23 protein-coding genes are annotated in these 25,421 nt (G+C 32.9%); 6 read left to right on the forward strand and 17 right to left on the reverse strand.

The window, feature by feature from the left end; all coding sequences use genetic code 11:
* The first annotated feature begins 230 nt into the window (after positions 1-230).
* The 4 genes from ruvX to mazG all read left to right on the forward strand — a co-directional run bounded on the left by ruvX (position 231) and on the right by mazG (position 2,804).
* Complete coding sequence (gene ruvX, locus GB234_RS06800) at positions 231-641, forward strand: Holliday junction resolvase RuvX (RefSeq protein WP_151893801.1); 411 nt, start codon at positions 231-233, stop codon at positions 639-641.
* Between the two features lie 58 nt (positions 642-699).
* Positions 700-1,290 carry a peptide deformylase gene (gene def, locus GB234_RS06805; protein WP_151893802.1) on the forward strand — a complete coding sequence of 197 codons (591 nt, stop codon included), beginning with the start codon at positions 700-702 and terminating at the stop codon, positions 1,288-1,290.
* 65 nt (positions 1,291-1,355) lie between these two features.
* Positions 1,356-1,901, forward strand: coding sequence for a DUF5606 family protein (locus GB234_RS06810; RefSeq protein WP_151893803.1), 546 nt, complete (start codon positions 1,356-1,358; stop codon positions 1,899-1,901).
* 129 nt (positions 1,902-2,030) lie between these two features.
* On the forward strand, positions 2,031-2,804 hold the full coding sequence (mazG, locus tag GB234_RS06815; RefSeq protein ID WP_151893804.1) for a nucleoside triphosphate pyrophosphohydrolase: 774 nt from the start codon (positions 2,031-2,033) through the stop codon (positions 2,802-2,804).
* Here the strand turns inward: mazG and GB234_RS06820 are convergent.
* From GB234_RS06820 to GB234_RS06880, 13 genes are all read right to left on the reverse strand, one after another.
* Entirely contained in the window at positions 2,801-3,439 is a 639-nt protein-coding gene (locus GB234_RS06820; RefSeq protein ID WP_151893805.1) for a class I SAM-dependent methyltransferase, read from the reverse strand. The two genes, mazG and GB234_RS06820, sit on opposite strands and share 4 nt — an antisense overlap.
* 89 nt (positions 3,440-3,528) lie before the next feature.
* Positions 3,529-5,682, reverse strand: coding sequence for a DUF349 domain-containing protein (locus GB234_RS06825; protein WP_151893806.1), 2,154 nt, complete (start codon positions 5,680-5,682; stop codon positions 3,529-3,531).
* A 99-nt stretch (positions 5,683-5,781) separates the two neighbouring features.
* Complete coding sequence (locus GB234_RS06830) at positions 5,782-6,513, reverse strand: shikimate dehydrogenase family protein (RefSeq protein WP_151893807.1); 732 nt, start codon at positions 6,511-6,513, stop codon at positions 5,782-5,784.
* A complete protein-coding gene (locus tag GB234_RS06835) occupies positions 6,506-7,528 on the reverse strand; it encodes a DUF368 domain-containing protein (RefSeq protein WP_151893808.1) in 1,023 nt (340 codons plus the stop codon). Before GB234_RS06835 ends, GB234_RS06830 begins: the two co-directional genes overlap by 8 nt.
* Complete coding sequence (locus GB234_RS06840) at positions 7,525-8,508, reverse strand: DUF368 domain-containing protein (RefSeq protein WP_151893809.1); 984 nt, start codon at positions 8,506-8,508, stop codon at positions 7,525-7,527. Before GB234_RS06840 ends, GB234_RS06835 begins: the two co-directional genes overlap by 4 nt.
* A 34-nt stretch (positions 8,509-8,542) precedes the next feature.
* Positions 8,543-9,943 carry a tetratricopeptide repeat protein gene (locus GB234_RS06845; protein ID WP_151893810.1) on the reverse strand — a complete coding sequence of 467 codons (1,401 nt, stop codon included), beginning with the start codon at positions 9,941-9,943 and terminating at the stop codon, positions 8,543-8,545.
* 130 nt (positions 9,944-10,073) lie between these two features.
* Entirely contained in the window at positions 10,074-11,270 is a 1,197-nt protein-coding gene (locus tag GB234_RS06850; protein ID WP_151893811.1) for an aspartate aminotransferase family protein, read from the reverse strand.
* A 3-nt stretch (positions 11,271-11,273) separates the two neighbouring features.
* A complete protein-coding gene (locus tag GB234_RS06855; RefSeq protein ID WP_235906079.1) occupies positions 11,274-13,028 on the reverse strand; it encodes an OstA-like protein in 1,755 nt (584 codons plus the stop codon).
* A 66-nt stretch (positions 13,029-13,094) separates the two neighbouring features.
* Complete coding sequence (locus tag GB234_RS06860) at positions 13,095-13,637, reverse strand: DinB family protein (protein WP_151893812.1); 543 nt, start codon at positions 13,635-13,637, stop codon at positions 13,095-13,097.
* 155 nt (positions 13,638-13,792) lie between these two features.
* Complete coding sequence (locus GB234_RS06865; RefSeq protein WP_151893813.1) at positions 13,793-15,064, reverse strand: adenylosuccinate synthase; 1,272 nt, start codon at positions 15,062-15,064, stop codon at positions 13,793-13,795.
* 19 nt (positions 15,065-15,083) lie between these two features.
* Positions 15,084-15,545, reverse strand: coding sequence for a Fur family transcriptional regulator (locus GB234_RS06870; protein ID WP_151893814.1), 462 nt, complete (start codon positions 15,543-15,545; stop codon positions 15,084-15,086).
* 23 nt (positions 15,546-15,568) lie between these two features.
* A complete protein-coding gene (locus GB234_RS06875; protein ID WP_151893815.1) occupies positions 15,569-17,773 on the reverse strand; it encodes a RelA/SpoT family protein in 2,205 nt (734 codons plus the stop codon).
* A 64-nt stretch (positions 17,774-17,837) separates the two neighbouring features.
* Positions 17,838-18,635, reverse strand: a complete 798-nt coding sequence (locus GB234_RS06880) for a TrmH family RNA methyltransferase (RefSeq protein WP_151893816.1) — start codon at positions 18,633-18,635, stop codon at positions 17,838-17,840.
* 99 nt (positions 18,636-18,734) lie between these two features.
* On the opposite strand from GB234_RS06880, the gene GB234_RS06885 reads away from it, so the two are divergent.
* Positions 18,735-19,631: a T9SS type A sorting domain-containing protein gene (locus GB234_RS06885; protein ID WP_172966855.1), complete on the forward strand. Its 897-nt coding sequence runs from the start codon at positions 18,735-18,737 to the stop codon at positions 19,629-19,631.
* A gap of 75 nt (positions 19,632-19,706) precedes the next feature.
* Positions 19,707-20,510, forward strand: coding sequence for a DUF6503 family protein (locus GB234_RS06890; RefSeq protein WP_151893818.1), 804 nt, complete (start codon positions 19,707-19,709; stop codon positions 20,508-20,510).
* Positions 20,511-20,587: 77 nt separating this feature from the next.
* On the opposite strand, the gene GB234_RS06895 is transcribed toward GB234_RS06890, so the two are convergent.
* From GB234_RS06895 to GB234_RS06910, 4 genes are all read right to left on the reverse strand, one after another.
* A complete protein-coding gene (locus GB234_RS06895; protein ID WP_151893819.1) occupies positions 20,588-21,367 on the reverse strand; it encodes a YARHG domain-containing protein in 780 nt (259 codons plus the stop codon).
* Positions 21,368-21,732: 365 nt separating this feature from the next.
* Positions 21,733-22,707: a YitT family protein gene (locus GB234_RS06900; RefSeq protein WP_151893820.1), complete on the reverse strand. Its 975-nt coding sequence runs from the start codon at positions 22,705-22,707 to the stop codon at positions 21,733-21,735.
* A 34-nt stretch (positions 22,708-22,741) separates the two neighbouring features.
* Positions 22,742-23,026 (reverse strand): GNAT family N-acetyltransferase, encoded by a 285-nt coding sequence (locus GB234_RS06905; protein ID WP_151893821.1) that lies wholly within the window; start codon positions 23,024-23,026, stop codon positions 22,742-22,744.
* Positions 23,027-23,212: 186 nt separating this feature from the next.
* Positions 23,213-25,360 (reverse strand): catalase, encoded by a 2,148-nt coding sequence (locus GB234_RS06910; protein WP_151893822.1) that lies wholly within the window; start codon positions 25,358-25,360, stop codon positions 23,213-23,215.
* Between the last annotated feature and the right edge of the window lie 61 nt (positions 25,361-25,421).

Here is a 25,421-nt window from a genome sequence, read left to right on the forward strand (position 1 = left end):
CTGTTAATTTAAAAATTCCAAAATCTCTGTTTACTACTTTTGTTTGTTAATCAAAAACTAGAAAAAGTAAAATAGTTTTAAGCGTCAATTATATAACTCAACTATTTAAAAGAATCTAAAGTCAATTTACTAGGCTGCAATGTAAAATTAAAAACAAAGATAACAACCCCATTCATTCCTTGCATACATTTTTAGCATACTAATCCTTAAACCCTTATTTTTGCCGAAATATGGCACGTATTTTAGCAATTGATTATGGAACTAAACGCACGGGAGTTGCCGTGACAGATGAGTTGCAATTAATTGCCAGCGGATTGACAACCGTAGATACCCATAAACTAATGCCTTTTTTAAAAGAATATATTAGTAACGAAAGCGTTGAAACTGTCGTCATTGGAGAGCCAACACAAAAGGATGGTTCGGCAAGTGATGTGGAAGGTAATATTCAGAACTTCATAAAGGGTTTTGAAGTCATATTTCCGAAGATACCCTTAAAAAGAGTGAATGAGCGTTATACTAGTAAAATGGCGTTCCAAACAATGATTGATAGTGGCTTGACAAAAAAACAAAGAAAAAATAAAGCACTAGTTGATGAAATAAGTGCAACAATTATATTACAGGAATATTTGTATAACAAGTAAAAATTATTTGAATGCACTATCATTTGTTATAATGCGTTCAACATTAAATATTTAATTAATGATTTTACCAATAGTTGCTTACGGCGACCCAGTTTTAAGAAAAGAATGTGAAGAGATTTCAAAAGATTATCCTAAATTGGATATTCTGTTGGAAAATATGTACGAAACAATGTATGCCGCAAATGGAGTAGGGTTGGCTGCACCACAAATAGGGGTGCCTATTCGATTATTTCTAGTAGATGCAACTCCTTTTGGAGATGATGAAGATTTAACAGAAGAGGAACAAAAGCAAGTTTCAGAATTTAAAAAGACATTCATCAATGCAACAATCCTAGAAGAGAGTGGGGATGAATGGGCTTTTAACGAAGGTTGTTTAAGTATTCCAGATGTACGTGAAGACGTGTTTCGTCAACCAGATATTAAGATTGAATATTTTGATGAAGATTTTAAAAAGCATACAGAAGCATATTCTGGTATTATTGCTAGAATCATTCAACATGAGTATGACCATATTGAAGGTGTGTTGTTTACAGACAAACTTTCACCATTAAAAAAGAGATTAATTAAAGGGAAATTGACAAACATTAGTAAAGGAAAAACGAACATCGATTACCGTATGCGTTTTCCAAATGCTAAAAAGAAACGTTAAACAATTGCATATAAAAAATATTCAAAACATATTTGCACCCTTATTTTAAATAATAAATAGACTTTATGAGCTTAGAAAAAGTATTATCAATTTCAGGAAAGCCAGGGCTTTACAAATTAACAACTCAAACAAGAAGCGGCTTTTTAGCTGAATCTCTTCTTGATGGAAAAAGAATTAACGTAAGTGCTAGACATAACGTAAGTCTACTTTCTGAAATTGCAATTTATACCCTAACAGAAGAAGTACCATTAAGAGCAGTATTTGAAAAAATAGCAAAAAAAGAGGATGGGAAAGCAACTATAAGTCATAAGGTTTCTAAAATAGAATTAGAAGAATATTTCTTCGGGATTTTACCAGATTATGATGAAGAACGTGTTTATGCAAGTGATATAAAAAAAGTTGTTCAATGGTATAATCTTTTAGTTAAGAATGACTTAACAGACTTTTCAGAAGCTGAAGAAGCAGTAGAGGAAGAAGTTAAAGATAAGTTGACAACCCCACAGCGCGATGCTATAACTGGAGTTTCAAAAACAACTTCACCTAAAGGTGGAGGTAAATCATCTTCTAAAAAAGGAGGAACAGCAAAAAGTACAGCTGCAAGAAAGAAGTAAATAATAAATAGTTTATAAAAAAAGCTGTCCAAAAGGACGGCTTTTTTTATTTAATACGTTGTGTTAAAAAATAACTGTACTTTTTAAAATTAATTTGATAACTTTTACATTTAAACCACAAACCACAAAATGAACTCACGCCAACAACAACTCGCCGCTTTTGATCGCTTACTTACAATAATGGATGAGTTACGGGAGCAATGTCCTTGGGATAAAAAGCAAACCATGGAAACATTACGTCACTTAACAATAGAAGAGACCTATGAGTTGGGAGATGCTATATTAGAGAACGACTTAGATGAGGTAAAAGGAGAATTAGGTGATTTGTTATTGCACATTGTTTTCTATGCTAAAATAGGGAGTGAGACAAATGATTTTGATATTGCTGATGTAACAAACCAGATTTGCGAAAAACTTATATCTCGTCACCCACATATTTATGGTGATGTTGAGGTGGCAGACGAAGAAGAGGTAAAAAGAAATTGGGAAAGTTTAAAACTTAAAGAAGGTAAAACAAGTGTATTACAAGGAGTGCCTAAGTCATTGCCAGCATTAGTTAAAGCAAATAGAATACAGGATAAAGTTGCAGGAGTGGGGTTTGATTGGGAAAAGCCAGAACAAGTTTTTGAAAAACTACAAGAAGAACTAGGGGAATTACAAGTTGAGGTTGCCGCTAATGACCAAGAAAAAATGGAGGCCGAATTTGGTGATGTTCTATTTTCTATGATAAACTATGCGAGATTTTTGAAAATTGATCCAGAAAACGCTTTAGAACGAACTAATAAAAAATTTATTAAAAGGTTTCAATACTTAGAGAAAAAGGCAAAGTCCCTAGATAAAGAATTAAAAGATATGACGCTTGAGGAGATGGATATATTTTGGGAAGAAGCTAAAGCCATCTAATTACTAAAAATTAGATATTCTTTTAATATTTTTAAGTATTTGAACCCTATATTATTCTTAATCCATTCAAGGCTTTTGGGAGTATAGAAAATAACGTGGGTACTATCATTTTTGTAAAACCAATTATCAAATTCATGTTTATCTGGAAGCAGCGAAGTTTTACAAATTAGTTGACCGTTTTCTTTTAGCAAGGATTTTAAAAGGTTAAATTCTTTTTCGGGATTATTAAAGTGTTCTATAACCTCACAACATACAATGTAATTGTATTGTGTTTTAAAGACAATTTTGTTAGGATGAAAAAAAGGGTCGTATAATGTTACATTATAACCTGCTTGATCTAATAACTTAGCAATTACAGGTCCTGTTCCAGCACCAAAATCTAGTCCATCCGAAGTTTTACTAAATTTATTTTTTATGTGCGTAACAATTGGCATTACAAATGATTGATATCCTATATCTTCGACATTATTATTGTGTTTTAAATATCTTTCTTTTTCTGCTTTTTCAGAAAGATGAAATTCAGATGGCACAGAAACTACATCACAAGTATCACAATACACAAATTTTCGTTTCTTGTAGAATGCATAAATTTTTGTAGTAAAGTTTTTACAAAGTAAGCATTGATGTTTTCCCATATTCTTAACGTAACTAAAAATAGTCCAGCTTAGTAAATATACTTAGCTGGACTATTAACACTATAAATAATTATAAAAATGCTCTATAATTAAGCTTCAGTATCAAGAGCTTCATCAGTTGATTTTGGAGCTTCTTGAATTTCTGGTTGTGGTGCGTCTTTTGCAGCACGCATTGCCTTTATTTTTGAATATTTCTGCTTCCACAGCGCCAATTGCTCTTTATGCTTTGCGATATTTTTGTGAACATCTTTGACTAAAGGGTTATCATCATCAACATGACGGAAAAAACCTAAATTATTCTCTAATTGACTAATTTCTGCTTGAACTTCATCAACCTTTTTAGATAAGAAAAATTGTTCGTTTTGTAACTGGCGATCATCGTCTTGAGAAACCATTGAGTTTACTTTATTCTCAAATTTTATAAGCTCAGCTTCTTTTTTATCTAAGTCAAGTTTACCAAATAATCCGTCAAGGACTTTGTTAAATTTCTGGTCAATACTTTTCTTTTTAAAAGGAACACGACCTATTGATTTCCATTCGGTTATTTTTTCTTTGATAGCAGTAATATCAACTTTATGATCTCCTGTTAATTCAAGGTTTTCTGTAGCATCAAGTAATACTGTTTTCTGCTCTAAGTTTACTACCTCTTCTTTGTTTTCTTCATCTTTTAAGGCATTTAACCTATCAAAATAATGATTACAAGCTTTTTTAAATTGCTTCCAAACTTTATCGCTTTCATTTCTTGGTACGTGACCAATCTTTCGCCAATCTGCTTGGACTTTTTTCATAAGCTGCGTTGCACTTTTATAATCCTCACTATCTTTATGCTCTTCAGCAATAGCAATGAGTGCGCGCTTTTTCTCTAGATTTTCAAACTGCTGATTTTTTTGATTTTTATAAAAATCATTTTTAGCTTTATTGAAGTTACGCATAGTGTCTTTAAAACTAGCCCAAATCTCCTTGTTTTTGTCTCTTGGAACACGTCCAGCTGTAAAAAAGATATCCCGTATTTCTTGCACCTGTTTCATGGATTCTTGCCATGCTTTATGGGTAGGTTTTGCTTCTGCTTTTACCTTATCAATAAGCCCAATAAGTTCTTTTTTGATGCTGTAGTTAGCCTTGAAAGTATCTTCTAATGCAGCTTCAGCCTGTTCTTTTTTATCGTGGATAACTCTAGATGCTGCACTAAATTTTTCCCAGATTTCATCACTTACTTCACGTGCAACAGGTCCAATCTCTTCTTTCCATTTGCGGTGAATTAATTGTAACTCTCTAAAAGCTTTATTAATATCACTCTCTTCAGCAAGTTCCTCTGTGTGTTTAATAAGTTTTTGCTTTTCTTCAAGATTGTGTTTAAAGTCTAGCTCTCTAAACTCATTATCTAAATGCAGAGCGTTATAATAATTGTCAACATGGTGGTGATAATTGTTCCACACTGTATTATATTTATCACGCGGAATTGCTCCCGCATCACGCCAGCGCTCTTGAATATCCTTTAGTTTTTTGTAATTTTTATTTACACTTTCATCCGTTTCTACAAGAGCTTTTAACTCTTCAATTAAAGCAGTTCTAGTTACTAGATTACTTTCTAGGCTTTTCTTTAAATTATTATAGTATGCATTTTTTTTAGCTCGGTAGATAGAAAATGCTTCGTTGAATGCTTTTTTTTCAGAAGATTCGTAATGAAAATCTATGATGTTTCCACCTTCAGCAAGAAACTCTTCTTTTTTAGTTTTAAGTAATTCTTGAAACTGGTTATTGAACTCGTTTTTGATTTCATCAACGGGATCCTTTATTTTTTGAACGGGGTATTTAGTAACTAAATTATTTAATGCTTCGGTTAAGTTGGGCATTGAAAGCTCACTATAGTCAACTTCAGGTATCTCAATTTCATCTGTTTCGTTAATATCATCAGATGTTTCTATTTCCTCTTCATCCACTTCGTTTTCTTCTGAAACGTCACTACTTGTATCACTATCGCTCTTTTCAACCATTGTAACAACCTCAGTAGTTTTTACTTCTTTGGAAGGAGTTTCAATTGAAGTTTCGGGAGTTGTGTTTGGTTTTTCCGTAGCTTTTTCAACAACGGCAGAAGTTTCGGGGGTATCTATTTCCGAAGGTATACTATCACTAGTGCTATTTTGAGCAGTAGTTTCTGCTTGGTTTATTTCCGAAGTTATTTCAGAATTATCAGTTGTTTTTTTGTCGTTTTGGTTTCCGCTAGGGGAGATTTCTTCAGACATTTCTTTCAATGTTAGGGTTCATATTCTTGCTGGTGAAGATACTAACTACTAATAAGAATGCCAAGATAGGCGTGGGTTTTTAAAAATGAAGTATTGAATTTATAAGTTCCATATTTTCCAAGATTTTTTAGCTTGGTATTCTAGCATTTTCATTCCGTTTGAAACTGTGGCGCCTTTAGCAAAACCTCTTTTTAGAAATTCGGTTTCTGTTGGGTTGTAGATAAGGTCGTAAAGAAAATGACTTGGGGTAATTAAATTGTATGGAATGTTTGGGCATTCTGTAACATTGGGATGTGTGCCCAAGGGTGTTGTGTTTATAATTAACTTGTATTTATTAATTACTTCTGGAGTAAGAGCTTTGTATGAAAGTTGTCCTTCTTTTGGAGTTCTTGACACAACTTTAAAATCAAAGTTCATTGCCTTGAGGACATATATAATTGCTTTTGAAGCACCACCACTTCCTAGCACAAGTGCTGTTTTTTCTTTGAATAGAGGGAATGATGTTAGTGCCTTTGCAAAGCCATAATGGTCTGTATTATAGCCTGCAAGACGACCATCATTTAAAATTTTAATGGTATTAACAGCACCAATTTTTTTTGCTTCTTTATCAATACGATCTAAGTAAGGAATAACATCCTCTTTGTAAGGGATGGTAACGTTTAATCCTTTGATTTCTGTATTATCTTTTAGAATGTTTTGAAGCTGATTGATATTTTTAATATCAAAATTGACGTAGGTGTGGTTTAGTTTTTCTAAATCAAACTTAATAGTGAAGAATGTTTTTGAAAATGAATAACTTATATTTTTTCCTACGAGACCAAATTTAGCCATTATTTTTATGCTTCATTTTATAATACCAGTCTAAACTAAGTACAATTAATATTCCTACAAAAATGCAACATAAAGCTAGGATGGTATCGAGAGAAAATTCTGACGGAAAATATCTATTATAACCTACAATAATATTTTTGCCATTGGCATCTACTAAAATATTATTTGAAGTATCTAAGCTAAAAACTTTTGTTTTCCATGGCCAAACAACACCTAATGAACCTGCGATGAAACCAATAATTACTGCATAAGTTGCTTTTTTATATCTTTTTAAAACATATCCTAATATATGTGATAATGAAATTAATCCTACTAATGAACCCAATGAAAACGCAGTGAGTACTTTTAATAAACGCATATGGCCTACGTCATTTACAAAGCTAAAATTACCTTGAACCATCATTGCAAAAGTGTCAAACAATGCATTTACGCTATCAACTAGAAGTAAAACGTAATTTCCTAAAAGGATAAGTATAAATGAGCCTGATAAACCTGGAAGCGTCATGCCACTTACTCCAATTATGCCACAAAAGAAAACAAAAAATAAATTATCATTTTCACGAGCAGGCTCTAAAAAACTAATAGCAACTCCTGCTGCAATGCCGCAACATAGATATGCAATGTACTTTCTATTCCATGCTCCAAAATCTTTTGATATATAATAAATTGAACCTATTATCATCCCAAAGAAAGCGCTCCAGACGTAAAGTTCATAGTGGATAATAAGATAGTCTAGAATTTTAGAAACACTAAAATAACTAATAATCATTCCTAAAATAAGCAACCCTAAAAATGAACCATTGATGTATCTATAAAAACTTTTAAACCTGCCGCCTAATAGTAGCTTGAATGCTTTTTTATTAATACGTTGAAGTGAATAGATAAACTCTTCATAAAAACCAGCAACAAAGGCTACCACACCACCAGATACACCAGGTACTTTATTTGCAGCGCCCATGACTAAGCCTTTTAAGACCAGCCAGATTTTATCTGAAGATGATCTTTGGGGTGTCAATTAATTTCTTGTTTTGAATTTTTTTTTGTTGCAGTAAATTCTAAAAAATAGATACAAGCAAAACCAAAAATAGTGCAGATAATTGCTGCTATTATTTGAGGATCACCATCATAGTTAGCAGGAAGAATACTACGTTCTAAAAAAGGTATTTCTTCACCATGACTGTTAACTCTGTACTTTAAAACTTCTTTCCATGGCCAGATTTTATTTAAAGCGCCTATCATAAAGCCAGTTAGAATGGCTAACGTTATATTTTTATAATGCTTAAACATCCAGTTAAGAACCCCTGAAAATACTTTTAATCCAGCAATAGCTCCAATACCAAAAGTAATTAATTTTAAAAATGCATTAGAAACTTGACCAAAATCTACCCTTAAAATGCCCTCGCTAAAACTTGAAATTGTACCTATTACAGAGGTGTAAGCTCCAAGCAATAAGAGTATAAATGCTCCTGATATACCTGGTAATATCATTGCAATAATAGCAATAAACCCAGCTAAAAATAAAAACCAAGTACTGTCGGTATTGCCTATTGGTTCTGCAAGAGTAATATAATATGAAAGTGCAGCTGCAATGAATACAGCAATCAATACTGAAAGTGAAAAACGAGTAATTTGTTTTCCTACGTATAAAATACTTGCAACCACTAGTCCAAAAAAGAATGCCCAGACTAAAACAGGGTATGTGGCTAGTAGCCAGGTTATTAATTTTGCTAATGAGATAATGCTCACAGCAACACCACCAAATAAAGTAACTAAAAAACCAAGATTAAATGTAACCCAAGCAGCTTTTAAACCTTCTTTTTTCCAAATTTTAAAGAAAGAAAAATTAAGGTTATGTATTGTTTCGATTAGTTCTTCGTAAATCCCAGAAATAAAAGCGATAGTACCGCCACTTACTCCAGGAACTACATCTGCAGCTCCCATTGCTAGGCCTTTTGCAAATAGGGTTAATGATTGTAAAAGCGTACGTGAAGGCATAATAGTTGGGTTGTTATGCTCTCAAAAATACAATTTATAACGTAGTTTTTTTATGGTTTTTCACAATTTCTTTAACTGATTTACTTGATAATATCATGGGGAATAACTCCTCAATAATCATGAAAAACTCTGGTTCAATATCAAGTGCATTTTTTAAATGAAATGCTCCACTATGCATTTCGGCGGTGACATAATATAAGCCTGCTAATCTAAATTCAATTTCAGCACATTCAGGATAGAATTCATTAGCTTGTGTTAGGTTATTGATAGCAGCCTCATATTCTCCAAGCTTTGTTAGTATGTCTGCACGAGTAAGCCATGTTTCAAGTTCATAATTGCCGAGTTCAATAGTTTTTCTAAAGCCTGCCTCTGCTTCTTCAAACCACTGAAGCCTTTTATTTATTTTAGCATAACGTTTCCAATAGTGCACATTTTCACTATCAATACTTATGGCTCTGTCTATAAAATAAAGTGCTTTCTCAAAATCTTTTCGTTTATAATAGTAATCCGTAATAGCTATCCAGCCCTTATCTAATAAAGGGTCTTCTTCAACACATTTTGTAAAATATTGTAATGATAACTCACTATTACCCTTTTTTTCATAACATTTTCCTATTCGTAATAAAGCGAATGAGGTAGGGTCATCAATTCCTAATGTGATTGTGTAACTTTCTATGGCTTCTTCAAAACGGTTTAGCTTTTCTAAAACTTTACCCTTTTCTAAATAAGCACCTACAAAACGATCATCACTTATAATAGCAAAATCAAATGCGGCTAATGCTTTTTTATACTTCTCTACAATACAATATTGTTTGCCTATTTGGTGCCAAGCAACCTCGCAATATGGATTTTTGTTCAGAAAGACATTGAGGTACTCAATAGCTTCTTCGTTTTCTTCAAGACACTCAAAGCAATAAATTATATTATAAAGCGCAGAATAATCTGTATCATCGCTTTCTAAGCATCTCATGAAGCTATTCTTTGCATTTTCAAAATCTTCCAAGAATAAATATTCCATTCCTAGAAGAGAAAGAACATCTGCTTTGTCTAGCGTTATTTCTAAGGCGGTTTCTAGTAATTTAATTGCACCTTCGTGATCGTCTCTACGGGATAATATATTTGCTTTTTGAATGTAAATTTCTTCGTTAGATTGCTCTATTTGATATAGTTCTTCTAATAAGGCATCAGCTGTATCTAGCTCATTTTCAAAAATGAACATTTCAACCTGAAATAATTTAAGATTTGTAGAAGTAGGGTGTTGTTCAAGACCAAGCTTAGTTGCTTTTTTAGCTAATGAAATTTTACCTATTTCTAAATAGTGATGAATAATTTCTTCAAACTGGTCAGCATCAAAAAATAAAATGCTATTCGTTTTGAGCATAGACTCAAAACGAGTTAGTGATAAATTATTAGGTTCGTCTGGAAGTAAATTCATACGCTACAATTTTACGGTTCCTACTAATTTAAAGATAGGAATGTAATATGGAATTCAATTAATGTGCCGCTATTCTTGTTAACGACTTATCAACAGATAATTTTGGTTTTAAGCTGCTGTTTTTCAATTGTTAACTCTTGCTTTGTTGGTCTTCAATGCTATCCAGGATTTCAGTCAAGATGGCACATCCTTCTTTTATTTCTTCTTCTGAAATGGTTAGGGGTGGTGTAATGCGTACTGCTGTTACTTCAAATAGTAACCAGAATAAAATGAGACCACGATCTTTACAACGTAGAATAATTTCTGAAGCTATTGTAGCACTCTCTGTAATAATTGCAAGCATGAGTCCTCTTCCTCGTATTTCTTTAATGAGTGAATGTTGTAGCAGGGAACGGAACAATTTTTCTTTTTGTAACGTTTCAGCAATTAGGTTAGTTTCGGTAATTTCTTGTAACGTTGCTAATGCTGCCGCAGCAATTACTGGATTACCGCCAAACGTAGTAATATGCCCTAATTTAGGCTTATCTTGTAATAGCGCCATTAATTCGTGAGATGCAGTAAATGCTCCAATAGGTAAGCCGCCTCCCATGCCTTTTCCCATTACGAGAATATCAGGAATGACATTAAAATGTTCAAAGCCAAAGAGTTTTCCTGTTCGACCAAATCCCGGTTGGATTTCGTCAAGAATCAGTAAAGCTCCCATTGCTTCGCATCTCTCTTTAACTTTTACAAGAAAGTTATTCGTAGGTTCAATAAACCCTGCACCTCCTTGTATAGTTTCAAAAATTACAGCTGCTGTTTTTTGAGTTATGCGTTCTATAGAGGATTCCTCATTAAAATAAATGGGGTAACATTCTGGAACAAGTGGGCCAAAAGCTGTTTTTCGTTCTTCAAATCCCATAATGCTCAGCGAACCCATTGTGTTGCCATGGTACGCGTGGTGTGCATATAATATTTCGGCTCTGCCTGTGGCACGTCTTGCCAGTTTTAATGCTCCTTCAATAGCTTCTGTGCCACTGTTAACCAAGTAGGTTGTTTCGAGTGATGGTGGTAGGTGAGAGGCTAATAATTTTGAAAGTGCTACAGCTGGTGCTTGAATATATTCGCCATAGACCATAACATGCAAATATTTTTCTGTTTGTTCTTTTACTGCGGAAACGACGCGAGGATGACAATGTCCTAAACTACATGCAGAAACTCCAGCAACAAAATCTAGATGTTTTTTTCCTTCGCTATCATAAATATAACTACCTGCTGCATGCGAAATTTCCATCGCTAACGGATGTGGTGTGGTTTGCGTTTGATATGTGTAGAAATCCTTTTTCAAAGGTTAATTTTCTTTTTTGGGAGTATTGTTTTTCTCAACATTTGTGTCTGGTGCTGTTTCAGGGGCAGCATCTTCAGGACGGTTTTTAAAATCTTTAGGAGATAATTTTGAAGATTCGGGCAAGTTCAATTCTTCTTCGGTTTTTTCTTCAAAGAATTCTCCATCATCCTCAGGTAATGGTATTCCTTTAATTTTAGGTAAAATAGGGGGTGGCTTGTTTTTAAAAAGATCTTCTTTTTTTAACAAACGTTCATCACCACGCCATTCAAAACCTGAAAGAATTCGCGCTTCTGGCGGAAGCATAGAAAGTGGATATACCTTCCCTTTCCCTTTTTTGATAAAGCGAATTCCTTGAATTTCTTGATTTTCTAAATACAACTGGATGGAACTTGAAACCGTATTATTAATACCAATCATTTTATCATTATCATTACGGGCAAAGTAAATTACTTGTGCGTTTTTATCAATATTGACGGTGTCTAATTGATTTTCTGTGAACAAGCCAGTGAGTCTCTCTCCTTTAACTTGATTAAAACCAAGACTATCTTTTTGTGCTAAGAATGCATTGTTGAACACTTTTAATGTATCTAGCTTTTCAGTTTTAGTATTAGTTATTAAATGAATGGTATCACCTGTCATTTGGTTTTCGCCACTCCATAAAATAGGACGTCTTAGCATTTTTGTAATTCCTTCTTTTTGAAAAAGGTAAATGGAATCACATTTTCCAGACGTTGCTTCTTCACCAGGTTTTGGTTCTTGAAACATGCGGGCACGATAAAATCCTTTGAGAATTCTGTTTTCAGGTTTTCCTGTAATTTGCAGTGTATCTGCGTGGACATATAATGAGTCATTATCTCTTACCGAAATTGCGACAGCTCTTTTAGTAATAAATACGGAGTCTTTTTTTCTAAATACTTCTGCATAATGGCCTTTGATAATACTTTGATTTGCGGTGTCTAAAACACGAATGTTATTAGTTGCTGACGCAAAAGCTTTGTTTCTATCAAAATAAATACTGTCACCATATAGGGTGCGATTGTCATAATCTACTCTAGAGTTTTTTACAAAATAACCAGTATCTCCTCGCGTGTCGTAATAACCACGTTCACAGTAAACTGTACTGGTTTCGCTCTCAATAACAGATTTTCCATAAAGATACGCGCCTCCTGTTTCGCTATAAAAGTCAAGTTGTGGAGAGGTTACTGTATATTTTGGGTTGACAATTTTTACGTTACTGATAAATTGGTATTTTTTGCTCTCGGCATAATATCTACCTATTCGGCTTGTTAAGGTGCTTGCGGTATCAATTACAGTGCCTCCAGACCTATAAAATGCTTGTTGCTTTACGCGGTCAAAGTAAAGCGTGTCAGTTTTTAAAGTTGTTTTTGGTTCTTTAAATACTACATTTCCACTAGCAAAGGCAAATTTGGTGTTTCCATTGTATTCAGCATAACTACTGTTCATGGTGATAGTGTCTGCTTGTTTTATTTTAACATCACCATATGCTTTTACAAAATTATCATTTAGATACACGAATGCTTGGTTACACCACATTTCAACTCCTTCATGAAGTATATATACCTGTTCATTAGCTTCTTTTGTATAGATAAAAGCATCTGGCAATTCTGGTCGTCTTTCTAAATATCCAGACTTTATGTCAACTTTAGTTTTTTCCTGCTCTTGGTTGGGTTGTGCAAATGAGGCAGTGGTTACTGTAAGTAAAAGGAGGATTATTAGTATGTTATTTGCTTTGTTCAATATTAATTTTATTTCTGTTAGGGTTGAAATTTTATGGAACGTGTAATTTATTAAAATTGCTTTTAATTATTGAAACAAAACATACCTTGGCGGAACTAGCCCATTTAATCTCATATAAACAAGCATTTGAGCTCTGTGATGAGTTATATGGTCAGAAAGTAATAAGAAAATTTGCCTTTTGGATCTATTTAAACCAAAATAGTCTAACTCGTCATCTAATTGAGTTGTGTCAAACTCTTTAATTAGATTTTTTGTTTCAACAAATGTTTTTTCGATCGTTGCGATCATTTCTTTTTTAGATTTATTAGAAACTTTATAGATTGTGTCTGTTTTCCAGTCTTTTGATGGTCTTCCTCCTAATAATGATTGACTATGCCAATCCATTGCATATCCTATATGTAATAGATTTTCAGCAAAAGACATTGATTCTGGTGTAGCTTTAAAGTTGTATTTATCTTCTGGCATTGTCTCCGCGACAAGGATTAGATACTTTTGTGAATTTTCTAACCGTTCAATAAAATCTTCAACGAAACTATTCTGCTGAGCTATTGTAGGAAATAAAACTGAATTAAACAGCAAAAAAAATAAAAGTATAAATAGTTGCTTCATAGTCTAGTTTTTTTAGATTTTTCTTCACTTAGTTAACTTAAATTATAAACGATTTTTATTTATTTAAATTTTGTTGTTAAGTCACATTTCCGAAGTAAAGACGAAACAATTACTAAAAAATCACAATCCCGAGAAGTATCGGGATTGTGATTTTTTTATCTATGTATTGTTTGAGTTCTATCTGGTCCTACTGAAACTACTTTAATAGGAATCTCTAATTCTTTTTCTAAAAATTCAATATATGTATTAAGCTCTGCGGGAAATTGTGATGGGTCTGTCATTTTTGTCAAATCTTGTTTCCAGCATTTGAAAGTATTGTAAATAGGGGTTACATTTTCTGGCTCAATATTGTACGGTAAATGAGTAATTGTTTCACCTTTATATTTGTAGGCAGTACACACTTTTAATTCATTGAATCCAGAAAGTACGTCGCCTTTCATCATCATTAATTGTGTTACTCCGTTTACTTCACACGTATATTTAAGCGCAACTAGATCTAGCCAACCACAACGTCTAGGGCGTCCTGTAACGGCACCAAATTCTCTTCCTACTTTTGCCATTTCTGCACCTACTTCATCAAAAAGTTCTGTTGGGAATGGGCCAGAACCTACTCTTGTGGTATATGCTTTAAAAATTCCGTAAACATCCTTTACTTTATTTGGGGCTATTCCTAAACCTGTACAAGCACCTGCAGCAGTAGTATTTGAGGAGGTAACAAAAGGATACGTTCCAAAATCAATATCAAGTAATGAACCTTGTGCGCCTTCGGCTAGAATTGTTTTTCCTGATTTAATTGCTTGATTTAAATATTCTTCGCTATCAATAAATTGTAACTCTTTTAATCTTTCGACTGCTTCAAAAAACTCAGTCTCCATTTCATCTAAATCATATTGGACATCTACATTGTAAAAAGCAATCATTGCCTCATGCTTATCTGCTAAAGCTCTGTATTTGTCTTTCCAGTCAGTAAGTTCTAAATCACCCACGCGAATTCCATTACGACCTGTTTTATCCATGTATGTAGGTCCTATTCCTTTTAAAGTAGAGCCTATTTTTGCTTTTCCTTTTGAGGCTTCACTTGCTGCGTCTAGTAATCTGTGTGTAGGCAAGATTAAGTGTGCTTTTCTAGAAATAATAAGCTTGGCTTTGTAATCAATATCAAATTGATCAAGACCTTCTAATTCTTTTACAAAAACAACTGGATCAATCACAACGCCGTTACCAATAACGTTCATAGATTTTTTATGAAAAATACCTGATGGGATGGTTCTAAGTACATGCTTAATTCCATCAAATTCCAAGGTGTGACCTGCGTTTGGGCCTCCTTGAAAGCGTGCAATAATATCATAATCTGCTGTTAGAACATCGACAATTTTTCCTTTGCCTTCATCTCCCCATTGTAATCCTAGTAGTAAGTCTACTGCCATAATAAAATATAATTGTTCCCTATTTTTTTTTAGGGCTGGTTGTGTTTTTCTTTCCGTAAAAATAAAGTGAATGTTTTGTGATTTCAATATCAAAAACCTCTTCAATAGTTTTCTTTATTGTTTGAATTCTGGGGTCACAAAATTCTATTACTTCACCATCTTCTAATATAACGTGATCGTGTTGTTTATCAAAATACGATTTTTCATAATGTGCTTGGTTTTGACCAAACTGATGTTTTCTTACAAGCGCGCACTCTAACAACAACTCTATAGTATTATATAGTGTTGCACGACTTACACGATAGTTTTTATTTTTCATGTTGATATAGAGAGACTCTATGTCAAAATGTTCTTTTTGGTCGTAGATTTCTTGTAAGATTGCAAACCGTTCTGGAGTTTTACGGTGTCCTTTTTCTTCTAAAAATGTAGTGAATACATTTTTGACAACGGCTTGATTATCGATGGCAGTTTTTAGCGTCATAATAAGCTACAAAGTTACTTAATTTACTTGCGTGTTACTTTATCAATTCCGTTTATTTTTTTAATGTTTTGAACCAAGTTATCAAGAATGTTTTTATTTTTTACAACGACGACAATATTACCTGTAAATACACCATCGTTACTATCAAAATGAACACCTCTCATATCAATATTTAAGTTGTTTGAAATTTCTTTCGTTACTTCATTCACTAATCCTATAGTATCAATTCCTGTGATGGAAAGTTCTGCTTTAAAGTCCCGTTGAGTAGAATCAATCCACTTGGCAGGCATAACACGATAGTTATAATTTCCTTGCAATTGTACCGCATTAGGACAGTTTTGTTTGTGCACTTTAATACCTTCATTTACAGTAAGAAATCCAAAAACATCATCACCAGGAATAGGGTTGCAACAATTAGACATTTTATAATCTAATTTTTGTTCCTCTTTACCAAAAACTAACTGATCGTATTTCTCAGTTATTTCTTCTTTATTTATTTCTTCAAAATTATTAGGCTTACGTATTTTATTTTTGAAAAAACTCACAAAAGCATTACTGCGTGAAGACGCATACTCTTTTAATTGCTTATTATCAATAATACCAGCACCCACACGATAAAATAAATCTAAACTAGTCTTGACCTTGAAAAATCGAACCATTTCGGTAATCGAATTATCATCAAAATTAATTTTTAGAGATTTCAACTTTCTCTTTAAAACTTCTTTTCCTTCATTAGCAGTTTCTTTTCTATCTTCTTTTAAAGATGATTTTATTTTTGAAATAGCTCTCCCCGTATGTGCATAATCTAACCAGTTATTAGTTGGTTTTGCATTGTTTGAAGTAATAATTTCTACTTGGTCACCACTATTCAATATATGACTTAACGGTACTAGCTTTCCATTTACCTTCGTACCCCTAGTGTGAAGTCCAATCTCTGTATGAATAGCAAATGCAAAATCTAATGCAGATGCTCCTTTAGCTAGGGAATACAAATCGCCCTTAGGCGTAAACACAAAAATTTCTTTTGAGTAGAGGTTGAGTTTGAACTCCTCAACAAAGTCAACTGCACTAATGTCTTGATTTTCTAATGTTTCTTGAAGTTTATTTAACCATACTTCAAGCCCGCCATCATCACTGTTTTTATTTTTGTATTTATAGTGTGCGGCAAAGCCTTTTTCGGCAATCTCATTCATACGTTCACTTCGTATTTGTACTTCCACCCACTTGCCTTCTGGCCCCATAACAGTAATGTGTAATGCTTCATAGCCAGTAGATTTTGGAGAAGAAATCCAGTCTCTTAAGCGTACAGGGTTTGGTCTAAAGTGATCTGTTACAATAGAGTATATTTTCCAAGCTATAAACTTTTCATCCTCTGGAGCGCTTTTGTAAATAATTCTAACAGCAAACTTGTCATAAACTTGGTCAAAAGTTACAGTTTGAGCTTGCATTTTTCTACGAATAGAGAAAATAGATTTAGGTCTCCCTTTAATTTCATAATCTAATTTCTCTGCATTTAATGAGTCTTCAATTGTTTTTGAAAACGATTTTATATAAGCATCTTGCTGTTCTTTACTCTCTTTTATTTTACTTAAAATATCATTATAAATCTCTGGCTCTGTATATTTTAAACTTAGGTCTTCTAGCTCAGTTTTAATATTGTAAAGACCTATTCTATGTGCCATAGGAGCATAGATGTATAAAGTTTCACTAGCAATTTTTACTTGCTTGTGCGCTGGCATAGAATCCATTGTTTGCATGTTGTGTAAACGATCTGCAATCTTTATTATAATAACTCGAATATCCTCATTAAGCGTTAATAGCATCTTTCTAAAATTTTCCGCTTGTAGCGATACATCACCCTCATAAGGCATGTTCGAAATTTTAGTCAATCCATCTACAATACGAGCTACAACCTCACCAAACATTTGTTCAATATCTGCTAAGGTGTAAGAGGTATCCTCAACAACATCATGTAAAAGCGCAGCAGCAATAGAGGTTGCATCAAGTCCAATTTCAGAAGCCACAATTTTTGCAACAGCAATAGGATGAAAGATGTATGCTTCGCCACTTTTTCTGCGTTGTTCCTTGTGCGCATCAACAGCTACGTCAAAAGCAGAGCGAATTAGCTTTTTATCTTCGTCTGATAAAATGCGATAGCTAATTCTGAGGAGTTCTTTATATTCCCTAGCAATTGCTTTTCTTTCTTTTTCTAATGCTTGTTCTGTCATACATTAAAAGTACAATTATGACTGAGATAGGGCAATTTTTTCTGAAATTTATTTATCTAAATATTTAAGATAAAAATCCACGTTGTCTTTTAGCTTCAAAAATGAGAATTCCTGCAGCCACCGAAACATTCATCGAGTCAATTTCGCCATTCATGGGTATTTTAATATTCTGGTTACTCGCCGTTCTCCATTTTTCAGAAAGTCCTGTAGCCTCAGTTCCAACAACTATAGCTGTAGGCTTTGTGTAATCGCAGGTGTCATAATTGACTGCTTCTTGAAGAATAGCACTATAAAAGCTAATATTATTGATTTTTAAAAAATCGATTATTTCCTCAGTAGTGCCAGTGGCAATATTGTTTGTAAATACGCATCCCACACTACTACGTATAATGTTTGGGTTATATAAATCTGTTTTTGGGTTTGCGATAATAAAAGCATCCACATTTGCAGCATCTGCAGTACGTAAAATTGCACCAATATTTCCAGGCTTTTCTGGTGCTTCACTAATGAGGATCAATGGGTTTTTATGCTGAAATTTTAAATCCTTTAAAGATAAAGCTTTGGATTTGGCGATTGCGATAATACCTTCGGTAGTGCTTCGGTAGGCTAATTTTTGATAGACGTCTAATGAGACTTCAATTATTTCGGTTTCTTGAGTTTTAAAGTTAGTTAAGTTTCCGAAGAAAATTTCAGAACAAAATAAAATAGTTTTGATGCTATAACCACCTTTAATAGCAAGCATAATTTCACGTTCACCTTCTATAATAAATGTACCTGTTTTCTTGCGTTCGCGAGACTTGTCAAGTAAGAAAAGGCATTTTTTTATAAATGTATTTTGAGGGCTATCAATTTTTTTATGCATGGGGTAAAGATATAAAATAAGCTACCTATAAAATTTTTTTATAGACCAGATACTATGGACAGTTTTAAGGCAATATATGTATATTTAGCAAAAAAAAATATGAAAAATATTATACTCTTGTTCTTCTTTATAGCAGGAAGTACCGTTGCACAAGTGACTGCAAATTTACCAGATAATATAAGAATATGTGATGTGAACAATCCTGGAGATGGGGTTGAAGTTTTTGACCTTACTATTAGAGAAGATCAAATTCTTAATGGCCAAACTGGTTTAACGGTTACTTATCATTTAACAAGTGGTGCGGCACTAAGCGGTTTTGGTGCATTTACTAATCCTCAAACATATACTAATACCTCAAACCCACAGTTAATATTTATAAGAGTGCAAGGCAATGGAGATTGGGATGTTACAAATATGGAAATTGAAGCTGTCGCTTTTCCAGAGGCTGAAATGCTTCCTGAAGATATTACAATAGATGAAGGTGATGGGAATGGGCAGGCGGTTTTTGATTTAACTATTAATGAAGATATGATGTTGGGGAGTCAATTTGCAATTGATTTTATTTTTACCTATTACCTCACGCAAGCAGATTGTGATACTGGCGTTAACGCTATTGCGAATCCTAGTACGTTTACAAATTTTGAAAATCCACAAGAAATTTTTGTACGTATGCAAAATGCTATAGCAGATTGTGGTACTTGTTACAACTACCGTATAATGAGCGATGGAACTTTAGGTTTGCATCAAAATGGTTTAAAGAGAGTTTTATTATTTCCCAGCCCTGTAACAACTACTTTAACGATTGAAACTCCGCGCCTAGTTGCAGAGACCACCTATTATATCTACAATTTAAAAGGGCAATTAATGACTTCAGAAATTTTAAGGGTGGGAGATAGTAACAAACAAGTTGATGTTTCTGAGTTAACTAGTGGCGTTTATTTTGTACGACTCATTTCAGAAGGAAGTCAAATTACACAACAAATTATAAAAAAATAAATCTTAAAGGTTTTATAAAAGCTCTCGTCTAAGACGGGAGCTTTTTTATATTTACTAAAATTAAAATTTAAACCAATGAAAAAAATATTGCTCGTAGCAGGAATAGCAATGGCTTTTACTGCTTGTAAAAACGAAACTAAAGAAAATATTAATGCTAATGATATTGTTATCAACGATACGATTAAAGTTGATAAAAGTTTTCCAGCATCTGTTGCTGGAGTAATGAAAGCACACGGTGGATTTGAGCAATGGAATAAGATGAATAATCTTTGTTTTGAGATAGATAAAAATGGGGGAGTGGAAGCACATACTACCTCATTAAAAGATAGAAAGGCAAAAATTGAACATAAGGATTGGACAATAGGTTTTGATGGTAATGATGCGTGGTTACTTGAAAATGAAAAAGGGTCTTACGAGGGTAATGCTCGTTTTTACCATAATTTAATGTTTTATTTTTATGCTATGCCATTTGTGCTTGCAGACGATGGTATTACATATACAGATTTACCAGAAACTGAAATTGATGGTGAAAAATATAAAGGAATTAAAATTAGTTATGGAACTGACGTAGGGGATTCACCAAAAGATGAATACGCATTATATTTTGATCCTTCAACAAACCAAATGGTATGGTTGGGGTATACAGTTACATATAATCAAGGTGAAAAAAGTGACAAGTGGAGCTTCATTAAATATGATAAATGGCAAAAAGTAAATGGGCTTATGCTCCCAGAAAAATTAACATGGTATAATGTAGAAAATGGGCTACCTACGAGTGAGCGAAAAGATATGTTGTTTAGCAAGGTTACGGCTACTGAGACTATCCTTGAAAATAAAATTTTTGCAAGACCTCAAGGGGCAATTGTAGTTCCTAAATAATATAAAAATTATGCTTTAATAAAAAGACCCAAATTCAAAAAAATATTGAGTTTGGGTTTTTTTGTTGTTTTTTAAAATTACTCGAGTGTCTTGATTAATTGAATGTTTTTTATTTCTGTTTCGGTTAATAAATTTGTAGCGTCTAGATTTTTATTTTCGTACCAAGATTGTGACTTAAAATAAGTGTCCATTTCTCTGCCTTTTAAAAAGGTGTGACCATGCCGAGCAAATATTTCGTTGCGCATAATTTTTAAATCTTTTTTACTGTATGATTCTAGATCCCCTAATGAAAGTTGTGTTGTACTAGCTTTTGGGAAGCGCCCATTAACAGTGGGTTGCTTAATTGCTGCTTTTTTAGGTGTTTCTTCTTTAATAATTACTTCAGGTGTTTTTTCTGGAGTTACTGTTTCAAAATGTTTAGCTACGTGACTGTTTTTTTTATAGATTATAGGAATGTCATGACTATCTTTTGCAATCATTGATTTGCTAATAATACTATCGTTATCATTAAACGCATATATAAATTCTACACGTTCTTTAGGTGAAGCAGCTTTCCAATTACCTTCATATTCAATATTTAATGTATAAGCTTCTTCAACGCCAGCGTCTAACCTTCTTTTTTTACTGGGGAATCTTTTATTTCGATTTTTTGATATGTCAATTATAGTATAATCACGACTCAAAACTTCGTTACCGCTTTCCTCATACCAATTTAAAAAGTAATCAAAATCTTTTTTTGATTCCTCTATCCATACTTCATTTTCGGTGTTTTTTGTAACAGTATTACTCTCTAATACACTACAGGAAATCATTGAAGTAATTATAACGAACGATAATAAATAACTAAAATTTTTCATGGCTTTTTGGTTTAATACGTCTAGTTGAATAGCTAAAGTTCGGCATTTTTAACCAAACGAATCAAAGTTTATAAGCTAATTTGTAGTTTTACTGATTTGAAATAGAGTAATTTATAATTTCAAAAACTAAAAGGCATTAATTTTGTAAGAGAATTCTTTAATTTAAATAGTGAGCTTTCAAGGATTAAAATTTCAGAAACCTAAAAAAGATAGAACGCTATTAAGTAATTTGTTTTCAGTAGGAGTATAAAATGGTCAAAGTAATCTTAAGTATAGAGATGTTGAGTGCTTTTTGCTTTCAAATGCATTAGCTTATTTAGTCAATATCATTAATTTTAAAGAGTTGATTTATAGCCGATTGAAATTTAGTGTTTTAATGGCCTTTTCTTTACAATACCTCCTTTAATATCTTTTATACTATTCATTACCATAAAAGCATTAGGTTCAATTTTTTCAATTTCGGTATTTAATTTATTTAATTCCAGTCTTGTTATAACAGTATAAATTATGTCCATTTCTTTTGATTTACCATCAACAGCATAACCTCCTTGACCTTTATAAATTGTTACTCCACGCCCCATTTTATCGATTATCATTTCCTTAATTCGTTTGCTTTGCGTGGAAATTATCGTTACTCCAATATATTCTTCAATACCTTCAATTATAAAGTCTAATGTTTTTGAAGCAGCGATATATGTAATCATAGAATACAGTGCGATTTCAATTGAGAGTAAGTATGCTGCAAATGAGAAAATAATAATATTTATCAATATAATTACATCGCCAATAGTAGTAGAAAATTTTTTACTTAAAAAAATTGCAAGAATTTCTGTTCCATCAATAACAGCGCCGCCTCTAATTGCAAGTCCTATTCCAGCCCCAAGGAAAAAGCCGCCAAAAATAGCAACAAGTAAGTCATCATTAGTAACGTTAGGGAATGGAACAAGTGCCACACAAAGCGCAAGACCAATTATAGCGAGCGCTGTTTTCATAGCAAATCGCTTACCCATAATTCTATACCCCATAACTATAAAAGGTAGATTTACGCCTATAATTAATATGTAAAGTGGAATATCTGTAATTGCAGCTAAAAGCAATGAAATTCCTGTTGCACCACCATCGATAAAGTCATTTGTTAAAAGAAAGCCTTTAAATCCAAACGATGCACAAAAAATTCCAACTACAATGAGAATTAGATTTTTAGTGTTTCTTTTTAATGAAATTACAAATTCTCTATATTTTTTAGCAAGTTCATATTCAGATGGTTTTTCCTTCGGAAATTTGCCACCTTTAAATTTGAGTGTTGTTTTAATTAAAATATTTGCTAAAAACGAATTCATTTATTTCGAAACTTTATTGAATGGAATAAAACTATTATGCACGAACGTCTTTTAAACTATCGTCATTATCAAAAACTTTTTTTACGTAGGAGCAAAGAGGTTTGATTTTTAAATTGTTTTTGCGAGCATGGGCGATAGCTTCCATAACCAATTTTTTACCAAGCCCTTTACCTCCAAATCTTTCCTCAACTTCTGTGTGGTCAATAGCAAATACAGATTTGCTCTCCCATGTATACGTCATTTCGCCGGCAAACTCATTATTTTCATAAATTACAAACCGACCTTTTTTACCTTTATCTTCTCTTTCAATTTTATTCATGTGTTTATTATTTTAATATATGCAATTATAATCTTATCAAATAAAAAGTTACTATGTAAGTTATAAATTTGAGTATAAAAAATTGCTTTTCTTTATTAAAATTTAACAAAGAAAAGCAACAAATAACCTTTAATCAATATTATAGAAATATACTAACTTCTTCAATACATATTATTTATTCCTAAATTAAACCGCAATATTTTGAGCTTCTTTAGCTCTATTCCAGTTTCTATGATTTGCAATAGCGCTAATAAAATCTGACGCTTTTCCATTTACAAAAATAGCTGCATCATTATTCTTAAAATTTTTAATTTCAGACATATCTATTAATTGCTCACCTTCTTTATCTACTGAAATGGCTTTGCAATATTTTAATGTTTCATTTAAAAATTTAATAAATTTTTTATTTTCACTTAATTTATCAATAGATTTTTTGCCACCTGGAATATATACTGCATCAAATAAAACACTCTCTGTGGTTGCAATTGAAGCATCAACTTTATGAGTCATATCTTCATCACATTTTATAGTTCCTCCATGTGGAGCAATTATATTTACGATTGCCTTTTCTTTTTCTAAAGCCGTTTTCATCTTCTTAAACTGCTTCATTGAAAACCCATCTGATGCTAGCACAGCTATTTTTCTACTTTCTATAGTGTCAAATTTTGTGTTAGACTGGCTTAAAGCTTCAGAAGAATCGAGATAATTTTTCTTTTTCTTAGGTTGGTGTTTCTTTTCACTGGCATCTGCACCAATTGCTTGGTTTATTGGTTTGTCTATATCTTTAGGTACCTGTAAACCTAAATTTTCGGCTACAGTATCTGATAGATTTTTATCAATTTGGGCAATGAGCCAAAGCATGCGTTCTTGGATTGTTTGTACCTCGCATTTGCCTAATTCAAAACTATATGCCTCTGCAACATGCTTTTGTTCCCAATCGCTTAAACTTCTATAAAAGAGGGCTGGTTGCGAAAAGTGGTCGCTAAAGCTTTCACTTCTGTTTCTTATTTTATGTGCTTCTATTTTTTCTTCGTAATGAGTAAATCCACCATCTGTTTCACCATTTAAGTAGGGGCATCCACCGCCTAAAGTGTTAGGTGAATAGGCAGTACGCCCCTTTGGGATATCCATTTGCATATGACCATCACGCTGATTGTTATGCACATCGCCTAATGGTTTGTTTATTGGTAATTGATGAAAATTATGACTACCTAACCTGGATAGTTGTGTATCTCGGTACGAAAATAATCGCCCTTGTAATAATGGATCATTCGTAAAATCTATACCTGGCACAATGTTTCCTGGCAAGAATGCAACCTGTTCTGTTTCAGCAAAAAAGTTTTCAGGGTTTTTGTTTAATACCATTTTACCTATAATTTGTACAGGCACCATTTCTTCTGGAATTAGTTTGGTAGGATCCAGCAAATCGAAATCATATTTGTGTTCATCTTCTTCTGGTACAACCTGAATACCTAATTCCCATTCAGGAAACATTCCCTGGTCTATGGCATCCCATAAATCTCTACGATGAAAATCACTATCTGCACCACTAATTTTAACTGCCTCTTCCCAGGTTACTGAATGCACACCCAATTTAGGTTTCCAATGAAATTTCACAAAATGTGCTTTTCCTTTTTTATTTACTAATCTAAATGTGTGAATTCCAAAACCTTCCATCATTCTTAAACTTCTAGGTATTCCTCTATCACTCATCACCCATATATGATTGTGTAAGGTTTCAGTAGTAAGTGTTACGAAATCATAAAATGTATCATGCGCAGATGCTGCTTGGGGTATTTCGTTATTGGGTTCTGGTTTTACTGAGTGAATAAGGTCTGGAAATTTCATGGCATCCTGAATGAAAAATACAGGCATATTATTACCTACAAGATCCCAAGTACCTTCTTCCGTGTAAAATTTTACAGCAAAACCTCTTACATCACGAGCTAAATCTGTAGATCCTTTTGAACCTGCAACAGTAGAAAATCGTGCAAAAACGGGAGTCCTTCTTGAAGTATCGGTAAAAATACCTGCTTTAGATAAATCTTCAATACTTTCATATAATTCAAAATACCCATGAGCGGCACTACCTCGTGCATGTACTATACGTTCCGGAATTCTTTCGTGGTCAAAATTGTGAATCTTCTCTCTCAATAAGAAATCTTCCAGAAGTGTTGGACCTCGTTCTCCTGCTTTTAAAGAATTGTGAGTATCATTTACTTTTAAGCCTTGCCTGGTCTTCATAGGCTGGTCTTTACCATCAAGATGATAGTTGCTTAGTTGATCAATTTTTTTGGAGGTTTCTTTTTTTGAAGTTTTTTTCTTAGCACACATATTTACTGATTTTTAAAATTCACTTTAAATTTCAGAAAATTGAAATTTTATATTTAACAAT

It is taken from the genome of Patiriisocius marinistellae (genome assembly GCF_009014635.1).
Lineage (GTDB): Bacteria > Bacteroidota > Bacteroidia > Flavobacteriales > Flavobacteriaceae > Patiriisocius > Patiriisocius marinistellae.

Excerpts from the sequence above, each read along its gene's own strand:
- GB234_RS06870 (WP_151893814.1), bottom strand. The coding sequence starts at position 15,545 with ATGACGCTAAAAACTGCCATCGATAATCAAGCCGTTGTCAAAAATGTA.
- GB234_RS06900 (WP_151893820.1), bottom strand. The coding sequence starts at position 22,707 with ATGAATTCGTTTTTAGCAAATATTTTAATTAAAACAACACTCAAATTT.
- GB234_RS06885 (WP_172966855.1), top strand. The coding sequence starts at position 18,735 with ATGAAAAATATTATACTCTTGTTCTTCTTTATAGCAGGAAGTACCGTT.
- def (WP_151893802.1), top strand. The coding sequence starts at position 700 with ATGATTTTACCAATAGTTGCTTACGGCGACCCAGTTTTAAGAAAAGAA.
- GB234_RS06840 (WP_151893809.1), bottom strand. The coding sequence starts at position 8,508 with ATGCCTTCACGTACGCTTTTACAATCATTAACCCTATTTGCAAAAGGC.
- GB234_RS06905 (WP_151893821.1), bottom strand. The coding sequence starts at position 23,026 with ATGAATAAAATTGAAAGAGAAGATAAAGGTAAAAAAGGTCGGTTTGTA.
- GB234_RS06865 (WP_151893813.1), bottom strand. The coding sequence starts at position 15,064 with ATGGCAGTAGACTTACTACTAGGATTACAATGGGGAGATGAAGGCAAA.
- GB234_RS06845 (WP_151893810.1), bottom strand. The coding sequence starts at position 9,943 with ATGAATTTACTTCCAGACGAACCTAATAATTTATCACTAACTCGTTTT.
- ruvX (WP_151893801.1), top strand. The coding sequence starts at position 231 with ATGGCACGTATTTTAGCAATTGATTATGGAACTAAACGCACGGGAGTT.
- GB234_RS06910 (WP_151893822.1), bottom strand. The coding sequence starts at position 25,360 with ATGTGTGCTAAGAAAAAAACTTCAAAAAAAGAAACCTCCAAAAAAATT.
- GB234_RS06825 (WP_151893806.1), bottom strand. The coding sequence starts at position 5,682 with ATGTCTGAAGAAATCTCCCCTAGCGGAAACCAAAACGACAAAAAAACA.
- GB234_RS06820 (WP_151893805.1), bottom strand. The coding sequence starts at position 3,439 with ATGGGAAAACATCAATGCTTACTTTGTAAAAACTTTACTACAAAAATT.
- GB234_RS06880 (WP_151893816.1), bottom strand. The coding sequence starts at position 18,635 with ATGCATAAAAAAATTGATAGCCCTCAAAATACATTTATAAAAAAATGC.
- mazG (WP_151893804.1), top strand. The coding sequence starts at position 2,031 with ATGAACTCACGCCAACAACAACTCGCCGCTTTTGATCGCTTACTTACA.
- GB234_RS06875 (WP_151893815.1), bottom strand. The coding sequence starts at position 17,773 with ATGACAGAACAAGCATTAGAAAAAGAAAGAAAAGCAATTGCTAGGGAA.
- GB234_RS06830 (WP_151893807.1), bottom strand. The coding sequence starts at position 6,513 with ATGGCTAAATTTGGTCTCGTAGGAAAAAATATAAGTTATTCATTTTCA.
- GB234_RS06895 (WP_151893819.1), bottom strand. The coding sequence starts at position 21,367 with ATGAAAAATTTTAGTTATTTATTATCGTTCGTTATAATTACTTCAATG.
- GB234_RS06860 (WP_151893812.1), bottom strand. The coding sequence starts at position 13,637 with ATGAAGCAACTATTTATACTTTTATTTTTTTTGCTGTTTAATTCAGTT.
- GB234_RS06890 (WP_151893818.1), top strand. The coding sequence starts at position 19,707 with ATGAAAAAAATATTGCTCGTAGCAGGAATAGCAATGGCTTTTACTGCT.
- GB234_RS06810 (WP_151893803.1), top strand. The coding sequence starts at position 1,356 with ATGAGCTTAGAAAAAGTATTATCAATTTCAGGAAAGCCAGGGCTTTAC.